The sequence below is a fragment of the Pseudoalteromonas sp. 23_GOM-1509m genome (assembly GCF_000518425.1).
In the GTDB taxonomy this organism is placed as follows: Bacteria; Pseudomonadota; Gammaproteobacteria; order Enterobacterales; family Alteromonadaceae; genus Pseudoalteromonas; species Pseudoalteromonas tetraodonis.
Window position 1 is genome coordinate 402,136 of sequence record NZ_JADO01000008.1, and the last position, 12,614, is coordinate 414,749.

Below are 12,614 nucleotides of genomic sequence, written 5' to 3' on the forward strand. Positions count from 1 at the left end.
AACGTGCGTTCGATGGAGTGATTTATGTTGAGTAAACCCACCAAAGTGCTTACCAAGGTAAGCCTTTTTATTTTTATTATTATCGTGCTTTTAGCCAGCTTTAAAAGCCATGCACAGTCGCCAAAACTATCCTTGTTTGATAGCCAAGGAGTGGCGGTTAATCCTGGGGTTATTTTAAAAAGCGATGCAAAAATGACTCTAACAGGGCTAATTAATCATGTTGTAGTAACGCAGCACTACATAAATGAAAACCCTTTTGCCGTAAATGCACGTTATGTATTTCCTTTACCCGATGAAAGCGCCGTGCAAGCAATGACCATGCGCATTGGCGAGCGAGTGATTCACGGTAAAATAGCAAAAAAACACCAAGCAGAAAAACAGTATCAAGCTGCCAAGCAAGCAGGGAAACAGGCCTCTTTGGTTCGTCAGCAGCGTGCAAATATGTTTATTACAAATGTAGCGAATATAGGGCCTGGTGAAGAGATTGTTATAACGCTTGAATATCAAGAGATTATTGATTACCAGCATGGAACCTTTGCGATTCATTTTCCAACCACAATAACGCCACGCTATCATGCAACAACAGGGAAACTGAACGAAGAGCAAGATAAGCGTACGGTAAAAAGTGATCATACATCTTCGTTTACTCCACAAGGATGGTTAAGCCCTATTTATACAAAGCAAACCAATGAGGCAGCTAATGCCAGCGATTTAAGCTTAACAATTAACATGGATATAGGCTTAGAATTGGTTGATATAAACGCTAAGTACCATCAGGTAAATATTGAAAACTCTGCGTTTGGGCAATACAGCATTGTGCTAAAACCACAGCAAGCAATAAATAAAGATTTTGTACTGGAGTTTAAGCCACTACAAAAAGCGCAAGCTCAAGCCGCACTTTTTACTCAGCAAGCAAAAAATGGTGAGCAGTTTGCGTTAGCGATGTTAATGCCGCCAAGCGATAGCTTTACTCAATCTCAGCGTTTACCGCGTGAGATGGTGTTTGTGGTTGATACCTCGGGCTCTATGCATGGGCAGTCTATGGAGCAAGCTAAAAAAGCATTGTTTTACGCACTCTCGTTACTTGATAGTGATGATAGCTTTAATATTATTGGCTTTAATAATCAGGTTACTGCCATGAGTGATACCCCTTTGGTTGCTAGTGACTTTAATTTACGCCGTGCAAGGCGTTTTATTTATAACTTGCAAGCCGACGGTGGTACTGAAATTCAAGGTGCGCTTGATGCCGTACTTAATGGTGCGCAGTTTGAGGGTTTTGTACGCCAAGTGGTGTTTTTAACCGATGGTAGCGTGAGTAACGAAGATGAGTTATTTAAAAGTATTGCGCGCACTTTAGGTGACAGCCGCTTATTTACCGTCGGCATTGGTAGCGCACCTAATCGCTTTTTTATGCGCCGCGCTGCTGATATAGGTAAGGGGTCTTATACCTTTATTGGTAGCACCTTTGATGTGCAGCCAAAAATGCAGCAGTTGTTTGATAAACTCGCTCACCCGGCGATGACTAATTTAGCGTTAACAAATACAAATGGAGACAGCTTAGATTTTTGGCCCTCCCCATTACCGGATCTGTATTTTGCTGAGCCTATTATGGTGGCTATTAAATTAGATAATACCGATACAATTACTTTTACTGGGCAAACAACGCATGGGGAGTTTAAGGTTAAGCTTAATTCGCAAGCAAGCTCAAAAGCCACAGGAATTGATAAGCTTTGGGCACGTCAAAAAATAAAGTCATTATTGCTATACAACCAACAAAGTGAAGTAAAACAGCAAGTGCAGCAACTTGCGCTTGAGCATCAGTTACTTAGCCCATTTACTGCGTTTATTGCCATAGAAGAGAGCACCATTAAAGAAGTTGCCAAACAAACTACACAAGTGGCTAATTCAATGCCGCAAGGAATGAGTATGCGCTTGCCGCAAACTGATGGGCAAAGCAAAATGCATATTGTGTTTGGAGCTTTAATGCTACTAGGTGGCCTGTTGTTAGTAAGGCGCTGTAAATGAAAAAGTGGTTGAGCATAGGTTTACTAGCCTTAGGACTGACCTTATTTGGCCATGGTGCATATATGCAGGCAAAGGCATGGCTTGCACAAGTGTTAATAGAGCAAGCATGGCAAACAGCCCTTAAATCACCCAATAAAAAAATTAAGCCGTGGTTTTATGCTGATAGTTACCCAGTGGCACAAATAATATGGCCAAAGCATAATAAACGACTAACCGTGCTCGATGGCGCAAGTGGTAGAAATTTAGCGTTTGCGCCGAGTCATTTTTTAGCTGCGGGGGAATTGGGTGGGGCTGATTTTGGTAATTCGCAAGGAGCACTTATTGCCGGGCACAACGATACCCACTTTGCGTTTTTAAAAAACGCTAAAGTGGGGGAGCAATTTTCTCTGCAATTACAAAATGGCAAAGTGCAGCATTATTCAGTGACACATGTTGAGGTGATTAATCAGTACAACACCGATTTTTTGCATCAAGCAGGGCTGTATTTACTGACCTGTTACCCTTTTGATTCGCTGGCCTCGGGGACCGATTTAAGGTGGCTAGTGTCGGCTGAAATATCCTCACCCGAGGTGGCGTTAGGAATATCGACCACTAGTTCTTGATGGCGTTGGCTTATCATTACGCCTATAAACACCACAAATATGCTGATCCACTGGCCAAGTGTCAGTACTTCGTTAAGAATAATGGCTGACAAAATTAAAGTGAAAATTGGAATTAAATTAGAGTAAGCCGCTGCGGTTAACACCGACACTTTACTAATCGCGTAGTTGTACATGCCGTACCCACCCAAAGTGACACAAGAGCCTAAGTACAAAATGCTCATTAGTGCGGTTAAATCGTGTTGGTTTTCGCTGGGAAGGTCAATAAATAATAAAAACGGAGCAAAAAACAAACTACCACTCACACCTTGCAGAGCAATCAATGTGAGTGGGGAGTAGCGGTTAGCTAAATGCTTTATACACACGGTATAAAATGCCGCGCACACCATGGCCATTAATTCTAAAAAGTTACCCAGTAACGGGTTTGGTGCTTGGCTTGAACTGGGTGAGAGCAAGGTCAATAAAATACTGCCGCCAATGCACAGTGTAAAACCCACCACAATAGCTTTACTAATGTATTCTTTGAGCATAAAAAAGGCTAATAACGCCACAATAATAGGTAAGCAAGACACAATAACCCCCGCCTGAGAGGCTGAGGTGTACTCCATTGCGTGGCCTTCAAATAAAAAGTACAAGCAAGGCTCTGCCAGCGACATACCTAATAAATACTTCCAATCGCCTTTTAAATATTCAAAACGAATTACGTAACGCCACAAACATAACGAAATCAGTAAAGTGGTGAGCATACGTAAAAATATCACCAAGGCCGGATCATAAATCGCAATCGCGTATTTAAGTGCAATAAAGGAGCTACCCCATAAAAAGGTGGCAATAATTAAACATAAACTGGCAGGCATAAGGTGTAATTTAATCGGTTGAATATAGTGCGATCCTAGCACGGCGACGGTGTGATTGAATATTTTTTACTTGTTCAAAAATACCGAACTGGTATAAATAAATTCATCATTTATTGCGCTAAGTAAAAAACATGCAAAGGGATCAGGTCGTAGTTGTAAAGCTAGGTACAAGCGTACTCACTGGCGGTACCGATAAGTTAGACAAAGCACACATGGTAGAACTGGTTCGCCAATGCTGTGAGCTAAAAAAGCAAGGTCACCAGGTTATTTTAGTTTCTAGTGGTGCGGTTGCGGCCGGTCGCGAACAGTTATTAAAACCCTGTGGGCGCACATTAATAGACAAACAAATGTTGGCCGCCATTGGACAGGGGCAGCTCATTCATATTTGGCAAAGTTTATTTGCGTTGTATGGTGTTAACGTGGGGCAAATGCTACTAACGCGCGCCGATGTTGACGACAGAGAGCGTTATTTAAATGCCCGCGATACTCTCAATGCCTTATTAAATTATGATGTTGTGCCGATCATCAATGAAAACGACGCGGTTGCTACCAGTGAAATAAAAGTAGGTGACAACGATAACTTATCGGCATTAGTGGCTATTTTGGCCAATGCCGATAAATTACTATTGCTGACCGATCAACAAGGGTTATTTACCAGCGATCCGCGCACTGACATTAACGCCACCTTGATTTACGAAGTTACTCATATTAATGATGAGTTACGCCAACTTGCGGGTGGCAGTGGTACAAACCTAGGCACAGGGGGTATGGCAACCAAACTACAGGCAGCCGATATTGCCAGAAGAGCTGGGGTTGAGGTGATTATTGCCAAAGGCGCGGATGAAAATGTAATTTTAAAATGCATGAGCGAGCAACTGCCAGGCACCCGTTTTTTAAAACTTACCGCCCCTAAAGATGGCCGAAAAAAATGGTTATTAGCAGGGCCTAAAAGTAGCGGCCAAATTTTAATTGATGCCGGTGCGGTGCATGCATTGCAATCTAAGGGCGCCAGTTTACTTGCTAAAGGCATTACGCGTGCAATAGGTGAATTTGAACGTGGAGATTTAATTAACTTAATTGATGTAAACCAGCAAATTATTGCACGCGGGTTAACGCGCTTTAGCCATCTTGAAATCGATAAAATAAAAGGCGCACACTCTAATCAAATCAGCCAATTACTTGATTACGACAGCGGCGTGGAAGTACTACACAGAGATGATATGGTGGTGTTGTAATTAAGCACTTTTTTAACGATATAGCGCAACGTATAATCCGCTTATAGTGTTGCGCTTTTTTGTGTTAAAATCTTGCACCTTAAATTTGTTGTAAAGAGTATTGAAGATGAAATTAGTTCGCTGGGTTTTAGGTTGTATCATCTTATTTTTTAATTTTGTTTTTACGCCGCGTAGCAAAAAACGTGATCCGCAAGAGCAAACTAAGCTTGATCAGCAAACCGCACAATTTAAGCTCTATCAATTCAAAGCATGCCCTTTTTGTGTAAAAGTGCGCCGTTCAATTAAGCGTGAAGGCTTAAAAATTGAAACACGCGATGCAAAAAATGATGAGCAATACCGCCAAGAGCTATTAGAGCAAGGCGGAAAAGTTAAAGTACCTTGTTTACGTATTGAGCAAGATGGCCAAGTAAAATGGCTTTATGAATCAAACGATATTATTGCTTACTTAAACAAAGTAGCCGCTTAAAATATTTATTGGTATTTCATACCATCTCACTTATTAAAAGAGACATTACCATGACAATTCGTACCCGTGTTGCTCCGTCGCCAACTGGTGACCCGCATCTTGGCACCGCTTATATTGCCTTATTTAACTACTGTTTTGCTAAACAGCAAGGCGGTGAATTTGTACTTCGTATTGAAGATACTGACCAAGTTCGCAGCACACCTGAATCTGAACAAGCCATCATGGATAGCTTACGCTGGTTAGGCCTTGAGTGGGATCATGGTCCTGATGTAGGTGGTGAGTTTGGTCCATACCGTCAATCTGAGCGCAGTGATTTATATAAAAAATACGCCCATCAGTTAGTTGAAGACGGCAAAGCATTTTATTGTTTCGCAACCAGCGAAGAGCTGGACCAAATGCGTGAAGAGCAAATGGCCGAAGGTCTGCGTCCTAAATACGATGGTCGTGGCTTAAACCATAGCGAAGACGAAATTAAAGCAAACTTAGCAGCGGGTAAGCCTTACGTTATTCGTATGAAAATCCCAAGCGAAGGCACGTTTAAATTTAACGACTACCTACGCGGTGAAATTGAGATCCCGTGGGAAAACGTTGACATGCAAGTGCTATTAAAAGCGGATGGTTTTCCAACTTACTTTTTAGCTAACGTGGTGGATGATCACCATATGCAAATTAGCCACATTTTCCGTGGTGAAGAGTGGATAAACTCAGCGCCTAAGCTATTAAAACTGTATGAAGATTTTGGTTGGGAAGCACCCGTACTAGGTCACTTACCATTACTGCGTAATCCAGATAAATCAAAACTGTCTAAGCGTAAAAACCCAACGTCTATTAATTACTATAAAGAAATGGGTTACTTACCAGAAGCGGTACTTAACTACTTAGGCCGTATGGGTTGGTCAATGCCTGATGAGCGTGAAAAGTTCACCCTTAATGAGATGATTGAGCACTTTGACATGAAGCGTGTATCACTTGGTGGCCCAGTATTCGACGTAGACAAGTTAAGCTGGTTAAACGGTATGTGGATCCGCGAAAACCTAACTGATGCAGAGCTAATGCAGCGTTTTGTTGACTGGAAATTTAATGGCGACATGCTGGCTAAAGTATTACCAGAAGCTAAAACGCGTATAAATACGCTCTCTGACATGGTTGATTTAGCAGGGCACTTTGTAGGCGGCATCCCGACTTACGATCCAGCGCTATTAACAGCCGGTAAAGCTGACGAAGATGTTATTCGCCAAGCATTACAATTTTTTGTATGGCAGCTAGAAGGCTTACGTAGCTTTGAAAAGCCTGCTATTTTTGCAATTGCAAAAGAAGTAGCCACCTTCCACGAGCTTAAAATTAAAGACTTCTTAGAGCCTATATTTGTGGCTATTACCGGCAAAACATCATCAACTTCGGTATTAGATGCAATGGAGATTTTAGGGTCTGACCTATCGCGTGCACGTTTACGTGTTGCGTTGGCTCATTTAGGTATTTCTAAAAAGCAGGCTAAAAAGATTGAGCGCGCATACCGCGATTATCCAAGTGCATAATCGCTTATACAGATTCAAAAGCCGCTTAATTTAAGCGGCTTTTTTGTGCCTGTAATTCTAAGATGGAGTTGCCAGCATAGGGTAAGTAAATAAGAAAAAATGAAACACATTAACGAGCCAATGACATAAAATAGCCCATTCTAATCGGCTTGTTTTATAGTAAATATAGCCATAACCAAAACCTGCTACGGCCGCCACGAGCATATAATGAGTACCCGCTGAAAAGTGTGCCAGTGAAAATACACAAGTACTGATAGCCGGTGCGAGCAGTGCAAACCTGCTCGGGGTTATTAGTTTTGAAAGCTTAGTTTGTATCACTCCCCTAAATAATGCCTCTTCTGCAACGCAGGTAAAAAGTAGATTGATAGCTATAAATAACAACCAAAATTCAGGTACTTTTGGTGCAAATTCAACAAGGTTTAACGTTAAAGCAGTTATGAGCGCCGCTAAAATAGTGATAATTATGATTAAAGCAGGGTAGCCGAAAGTTACTGGCTTTGCCGTTTTATTTTTTTCAAAAACATAAGCGGCCAGCATTAAACCCGCTAATGCTTTATCAAAATTAGCATACAAGGTAAATGCAATTGCGTTACTGGTGATTTGTTCATTAACAACAATTGGCAGGTTATTAAAACCCGCAAACCAATGTAAGGCCAACCCGAGTGAGGCTGTTATAAATAAAGACGTTAGAACATTACGTTTTAACGCTGAGGTTGCCAATAGCGTAAAGTGAAACAATCCCACATAAACAGCTATAACAGCAACCGCGTTTAAATTTATATATTCTTGATAATAGGCGCTAATAATACTTAGCAGCAATAAGTATCGCCATAATGGTTGGCGAAATACAGTGAGTTTACACTGCGGGAAAACACATAAAATAGCGGCAGCTAAAAAGTAAAAAGTCATTGGCAAATACTGCTTGTTGTTTGATAGGGGAAATGAGAGAAAACGAATCACATAGCGTTATAGTCTCAATTAGATAATTTTGAGCTATTAATAATTATAGGCTTGTCCGGTACAAATAACGGCTAAATCACAATTGTAGCGGGATACTGATTGGCATTGCTCCAGTGTAAATGCATTGCCACCTAAATAAAGCACATCGTTTTTAAGGGATTCTATAGCTTGTGATTTCAAACGGTTATAGCTAATTGAGGATGTTCGCGTATCATCTGATACATCGCAGCTTTCGCCTTTTATTCCACCAAGGGGGCTTGCACCTCTATCGAGAGCGTCCTGAACACTGTAAAATTGCTCTAGACCACGTTTTTTAATGTGGCTTGAAACGTGTTCTGATAAAACCTCGTCGTCGATATTGGTTGTGTAAGTAATGTTATTACAGCCAGTTAATAATGAAACCGCGCATATTAATAAAGAAAAATACTTCATTAGTTAATCCCTTAAACTCGTATTTGCCTAATTTACTTAGTTAATTAGCGAGTTGCAAATTATCATTTTTCGCCTTTATTAAACAGATTCGACCTCTCAAGATTTTTTTTCTGGTAGTATAGCTAGGTTATAAGCAGTTTAAGCAGTGAACACACTATGTTAAGTCCTTACTATCAGCAGCATGCTGATTATGTTTCAATTTCTCGTGAGCAAGGTTGTCGCTTTGCTAAATGTGTAGCCGACGACTACAACCCGCTTCATGATAAAGACGCTAAAAAGTTTTGCGCACCAGGAGACTTACTTTTTTCTCTAGTGTTAGACCGCTATGGCATTAGTGAGCGAATGGAGTTTACCTTTGCCGGTATGGTTGATGAAAATACCAAGCTAAATTTTCCAGAACAACCTGGAGAAGAGTTTGATGTAAACCATGGCGAAAAAGTAATTTTAAAGGTTAAACGCGACGGTAAAACCAGTAAATGCCCAACACTTACAAACAGTTTAATAAAAAATTATGTTGAGTTCTCAGGTGCTGCGTTCCCGCATGTAATTATTCCTTTAATGGGCAAGCAAGAGGTAATGATAAATCCTGCGCGGCCTATGATTATTTATGAATCAATGATAATAAACCTTAATAACATTGATATTAAATCACCCACCCTTGAGTTTGCAGAGCCTAGCTTTGAATACGCTGGTAAACGCGGCAAAATAACCTTGCGCTTTAATTTACTCGAAAACGGCGAAAAGGTGGGTTTTGGTGAAAAACACATGGTGGTATCGGGTATTCGTGAATACTGTCAAAGCACCGTAGATGATTTAATTGCATTTTATAATGAACGTAAAGCCACATTAAAACCAGCTTAAATACTTCATTTTATATAGGCGCTATTTAGCGCCTTTTTTATTACTAAAGCTCAGGTATAATAGCGTTCTTTGTTATTTTAAAGCCAAGCTTATGTCTGCCACATCGTTCTCATCACTAGCCCTAGACCCGTTACTATTAACGGCAATAGAGCAAAATAATTACACTACGCCTACCGCCATTCAGCACAAAACGATACCGCCAATTTTAGCGGGCAAAGACGTTATGGGCAGCGCTCAAACTGGCACCGGTAAAACTGCCGCTTTTGTTTTGCCGCTATTACATAAGCTTTTAAATTCCGCTAAAAAAGACGAACCAGGCATTGCTCGTGTGGTTATTTTAACGCCCACTAGGGAGCTTGCTCAGCAAGTATTTGCAAGCTTTGAAAAATACGCACAAGGTACAGATATAAAAGGTGCACTTGCTTATGGTGGCGCAAGTATTGGTCCACAAATCAAAGCACTTAAAACAGCGCAAGTAATAGTGGCAACGCCAGGGCGCTTACTTGATCACATAGTGAAGGGCAGTGTGGTGCTTTCAAGCGTGGACTCTTTAGTATTTGATGAAGCAGACCGTATGCTTGATATGGGTTTTATTGACGAAATTAGACGAATACTGCGTCACATCCCAGGCGATCGTCAAACCTTACTGTTTTCCGCGACCTTTGATGACAGTGTTTTTGAGCTAAGTAAAAAATTGCTCAAAGACCCTGAGCTTATTGAAGTTGATAAGCGCAACTCTGCTGCTGTAGAGGTTGAACAAGTCATTTACGCAGTAGATGAAGACAGAAAGCGCGAACTGGTATCGCACATGATTGGTATGAAAAACTGGCGCCAAGTACTTATATTCACCCGCACTAAACAAATGGCCGATAAACTTGCCAAAGAAATGTGTAAAGATGGTTTAAAAACCGAATCTATTCATGGTGATAAATCACAAGGTGCTCGCGACCGAGCTCTCCATAACTTCAAAGAAGGCAGTACGCGTGTATTAGTAGCCACCGATGTAGCGGCGCGCGGTATAGACATACCGGCACTTAAATACGTAATTAACTTTGAATTGCCATACATAGCTGAAGATTATGTTCACCGTATTGGCCGTACAGGACGAGCTGGCGAGCAAGGCCTTGCAATGTCTTTAGTGAGCGTAGATGAGCAATGGCTGCTTGAAGAAATTGAAGTACTGCTTGATACACGCTTAACACCACAATGGCTTGAAGGTTATGAACCTGATTTAAATAAGCCACCTAAAGATAACCGCAAAAATACTAACAAAGCGCGTAAAGATCGTGATAAAAAACGTATTACAGGTCAAAGAGCCCCAAATAGAAGACGTAAATAAAAGCGTTCAGTTTTCAGCTATCAGCTATCAGCTATCAGTAAAAAAGAGCCCAACACGGCGTTAAATTTAGCGCCGTGGTTTGTTGCATCTTCTTAATTCACTACCTCTCCCTGTTAGTTCTTTTTAGCACACAGCTTAAGTGTTAAGTCATTGTGTTATTTACATGTAATCAATAAAGTGTAATTATTTTGTCGAGAATGAAATCAGGTGATTGAAGCGAAAAATATAAAAAAGGAAGTGACATTGAATTATCTCAATTGGTTGAAAAAGGAATACGCTGAGCTAGGCAATGTGTCAGACGAAACTATTAATGCCCATATAAACTCAGCCAAAATGGACTCTCAGCTATTTAGGGAGTTTATCAAAGTCTTAGGATTTTTAATTTTTGTGGTTCCATTCAATTTGTATCTGTCTATTTCAGGGGTGGTCACTTTTAATAGTATTTACTATTGGCTTATTGTGATCTTTTCGAGTTTTATTGGGGTTTTTGTTGCATTGTATTGCGAACAAACCTTAATTAAGAAACAGCTAAAAAAAACAATCCACGATAAACACAGTAATAAAATATAAATTTAAAAATAAATTGACCGGCGAATTACATTATAAAAATAAAAAGGCAAGCCATAAAGTTGTAGTAGCTCATATCTGATCGTACAGCTGAGGAGAATTAGTTTAGATTTCACCTGACAAGCAGCTATGAGCGAGAAGCGGTCATTGATATTGGCTAAATATCGTCGTTAATTGATTTGTTAAACTGTTCTTTGCGCATATATTCATGAAAATGAGCGATGCGCGCATATTGTTCTATTTAACTTTTCTTTAAAGTTTTAGAAAACTTAGTGATAGTAATACCTTAGGTTATTTGTTAAAACTATATATAGTAGACAAATGAGCGTGGAGTCGGCAGAAATATGCGCGATGAGCGCACTATTAAATTGTTATGCTACCAGTCGAAATCTTCAATAAGGAATGCTATGAAACAGAACATTGTCCATATTGCTTTAGTTGTAAAAGATTATGATGAAGCCATTGATTTTTATGTAAACAAACTCAAATTTGAACTTATTGAAGATACTCATCAACCTGAACAAGACAAACGTTGGGTGGTTGTGGCTCCACCAAATTCTCATGGTGTTACGTTGTTACTTGCCAGAGCCTCGAAGCCAGAGCAGCATGATTTCATTGGGAATCAAGCAGGCGGTCGAGTATTCCTGTTCCTAAATACTGATGATTTCTGGCGTGACTTTAAGCGTATGAAATCGATTGGTATTAACTTCGTTCGCGAGCCAACAGAAGAAGACTATGGAACGGTAGCAGTGTTTGAAGACTTGTATGGAAACTTGTGGGATCTTCTTCAATTGAATCCAAGCCATCCAATGGCAAAAAGATAGCATAACAAACGCTTCAAGAGGGACAGCCAACGCGCGGCATTTTTAGTATGCATTGGTTTCGGTGATTACGGTGTTATGCGGTAAGTTGGTAGTAGCGTTGTCTGCCCCTTAAGCGGGCGTTGTTATAGCGCAAGTCGAGTTATGAGAAAATTTATCTATATCAAGCTTTACAAAGATAGAGTTGAAGCCAGAATTGTAGGTGTAACTACTGATGAAGTGTTTTCTACTGAAGCGCTAAGCCACCCTAGAACTATGGCTGGTGATTACGAACAATTAATTGAGTTATATAAAAATGTAATTGGTCATTATAAGACTTGGACAGATTATATATTTAAGCCTAATTTACTCATTCATTTCGTTGAAAAAACTGAAGGTGGCTATACGAGTTCAGAAACTAAAGCTATGAAAATGGCTAGTGAACAAGCTGGTTCTAATTTTTCATGGTTGTGTTTGGACGTATATGGGCCACTTTCAGATCAAGAGTTACGTGATGTGCGTAAAGCGCTATAACAAGCAATTAAACAGGGATAAAAAACTTGCGGGCTATTCGCTTCGCTCAATTTTAGCCCACAATTTTTTACCCGTTAATCGGGCGTCTGGTATGACTCCCACTGTCAAGTTAAACGCACTGACCCTTGCCTAACTTTTTAAGCCATAATTACTTCTGCTCGAATTAGAGCGAGTTAATACATAGGATGAAGCAAGTAATGTCGTCGGTTATCTTGCTGATATTCGTTGATTATTACTATTTCTAGTAACAGAGCAGACCTTACTTAGTTCGTCGTGGCACCTGTCTTCAGTCTATGTTCGTGGTTCAATGCAGCGTTAGCTGCATTGCCATCCTAACGCCGTCGGTGGTTGTGCCACACCCGATGCTTGATCCCATGCACTAACTCTAATTCGTTTATCATGCG

The 12,614-nt window shown here is 40.4% G+C and carries 13 protein-coding genes; 10 read left to right on the forward strand and 3 right to left on the reverse strand.

Features of this window, described 5'->3' with window-relative positions:
• Positions 1-24 precede the first annotated feature (24 nt).
• Together N523_RS0101835 and N523_RS0101840 are read left to right on the forward strand one after the other, a co-directional pair.
• Positions 25-2,025: a marine proteobacterial sortase target protein gene (locus tag N523_RS0101835; protein ID WP_028835729.1), complete on the forward strand. Its 2,001-nt coding sequence runs from the start codon at positions 25-27 to the stop codon at positions 2,023-2,025.
• Entirely contained in the window at positions 2,022-2,627 is a 606-nt protein-coding gene (locus N523_RS0101840; RefSeq protein ID WP_028835730.1) for a class GN sortase, read from the forward strand. Before N523_RS0101835 ends, N523_RS0101840 begins: the two co-directional genes overlap by 4 nt.
• On the opposite strand, the gene N523_RS0101845 is transcribed toward N523_RS0101840, so the two are convergent.
• Positions 2,522-3,481 carry a DMT family transporter gene (locus N523_RS0101845; protein ID WP_028835731.1) on the reverse strand — a complete coding sequence of 320 codons (960 nt, stop codon included), beginning with the start codon at positions 3,479-3,481 and terminating at the stop codon, positions 2,522-2,524. The genes N523_RS0101840 and N523_RS0101845 overlap by 106 nt on opposite strands.
• A gap of 131 nt (positions 3,482-3,612) precedes the next feature.
• Between N523_RS0101845 and proB the strand changes: the two genes are divergently transcribed.
• From proB to gltX, 3 genes are all read left to right on the forward strand, one after another.
• Complete coding sequence (gene proB, locus N523_RS0101850; RefSeq protein WP_028835732.1) at positions 3,613-4,716, forward strand: glutamate 5-kinase; 1,104 nt, start codon at positions 3,613-3,615, stop codon at positions 4,714-4,716.
• Positions 4,717-4,822: 106 nt separating this feature from the next.
• A complete protein-coding gene (locus tag N523_RS0101855) occupies positions 4,823-5,182 on the forward strand; it encodes a glutaredoxin family protein (protein WP_008111110.1) in 360 nt (119 codons plus the stop codon).
• Positions 5,183-5,232: 50 nt separating this feature from the next.
• Positions 5,233-6,717 carry a glutamate--tRNA ligase gene (gene gltX / locus N523_RS0101860; RefSeq protein WP_013465713.1) on the forward strand — a complete coding sequence of 495 codons (1,485 nt, stop codon included), beginning with the start codon at positions 5,233-5,235 and terminating at the stop codon, positions 6,715-6,717.
• Between the two features lie 57 nt (positions 6,718-6,774).
• Here gltX and N523_RS0101865 read toward each other — a convergent pair whose 3' ends face one another.
• Positions 6,775-7,626, reverse strand: a complete 852-nt coding sequence (locus N523_RS0101865; protein WP_028835733.1) for a CPBP family intramembrane glutamic endopeptidase — start codon at positions 7,624-7,626, stop codon at positions 6,775-6,777.
• 87 nt (positions 7,627-7,713) lie between these two features.
• Positions 7,714-8,109 carry a hypothetical protein gene (locus N523_RS0101870; RefSeq protein ID WP_028835734.1) on the reverse strand — a complete coding sequence of 132 codons (396 nt, stop codon included), beginning with the start codon at positions 8,107-8,109 and terminating at the stop codon, positions 7,714-7,716.
• A 156-nt stretch (positions 8,110-8,265) separates the two neighbouring features.
• Between N523_RS0101870 and N523_RS0101875 the strand changes: the two genes are divergently transcribed.
• The 5 genes from N523_RS0101875 (at position 8,266) to N523_RS0101895 (ending at position 12,210) form a co-directional block, all read left to right on the forward strand.
• Positions 8,266-8,970, forward strand: coding sequence for a DUF3581 domain-containing protein (locus N523_RS0101875; protein ID WP_016900441.1), 705 nt, complete (start codon positions 8,266-8,268; stop codon positions 8,968-8,970).
• A gap of 91 nt (positions 8,971-9,061) precedes the next feature.
• Positions 9,062-10,309, forward strand: coding sequence for a DEAD/DEAH box helicase (locus N523_RS0101880; RefSeq protein ID WP_028835735.1), 1,248 nt, complete (start codon positions 9,062-9,064; stop codon positions 10,307-10,309).
• 207 nt (positions 10,310-10,516) lie between these two features.
• Complete coding sequence (locus N523_RS0101885) at positions 10,517-10,879, forward strand: hypothetical protein (protein WP_231485746.1); 363 nt, start codon at positions 10,517-10,519, stop codon at positions 10,877-10,879.
• A gap of 404 nt (positions 10,880-11,283) precedes the next feature.
• Positions 11,284-11,700: a VOC family protein gene (locus N523_RS0101890; protein WP_017045395.1), complete on the forward strand. Its 417-nt coding sequence runs from the start codon at positions 11,284-11,286 to the stop codon at positions 11,698-11,700.
• 141 nt (positions 11,701-11,841) lie between these two features.
• Positions 11,842-12,210, forward strand: coding sequence for a hypothetical protein (locus N523_RS0101895; protein ID WP_028835737.1), 369 nt, complete (start codon positions 11,842-11,844; stop codon positions 12,208-12,210).
• Positions 12,211-12,614: the final 404 nt, after the last annotated feature.

Bases quoted from the DNA above. Each gene is read 5' to 3' on its own strand.
- N523_RS0101865 (WP_028835733.1), bottom strand. From the start codon at position 7,626: ATGACTTTTTACTTTTTAGCTGCCGCTATTTTATGTGTTTTCCCGCAG.
- N523_RS0101880 (WP_028835735.1), top strand. From the start codon at position 9,062: ATGTCTGCCACATCGTTCTCATCACTAGCCCTAGACCCGTTACTATTA.
- proB (WP_028835732.1), top strand. From the start codon at position 3,613: ATGCAAAGGGATCAGGTCGTAGTTGTAAAGCTAGGTACAAGCGTACTC.
- N523_RS0101840 (WP_028835730.1), top strand. From the start codon at position 2,022: ATGAAAAAGTGGTTGAGCATAGGTTTACTAGCCTTAGGACTGACCTTA.
- N523_RS0101895 (WP_028835737.1), top strand. From the start codon at position 11,842: ATGAGAAAATTTATCTATATCAAGCTTTACAAAGATAGAGTTGAAGCC.
- N523_RS0101845 (WP_028835731.1), bottom strand. From the start codon at position 3,481: ATGCCTGCCAGTTTATGTTTAATTATTGCCACCTTTTTATGGGGTAGC.
- N523_RS0101855 (WP_008111110.1), top strand. From the start codon at position 4,823: ATGAAATTAGTTCGCTGGGTTTTAGGTTGTATCATCTTATTTTTTAAT.
- gltX (WP_013465713.1), top strand. From the start codon at position 5,233: ATGACAATTCGTACCCGTGTTGCTCCGTCGCCAACTGGTGACCCGCAT.
- N523_RS0101835 (WP_028835729.1), top strand. From the start codon at position 25: ATGTTGAGTAAACCCACCAAAGTGCTTACCAAGGTAAGCCTTTTTATT.
- N523_RS0101890 (WP_017045395.1), top strand. From the start codon at position 11,284: ATGAAACAGAACATTGTCCATATTGCTTTAGTTGTAAAAGATTATGAT.
- N523_RS0101875 (WP_016900441.1), top strand. From the start codon at position 8,266: ATGTTAAGTCCTTACTATCAGCAGCATGCTGATTATGTTTCAATTTCT.
- N523_RS0101870 (WP_028835734.1), bottom strand. From the start codon at position 8,109: ATGAAGTATTTTTCTTTATTAATATGCGCGGTTTCATTATTAACTGGC.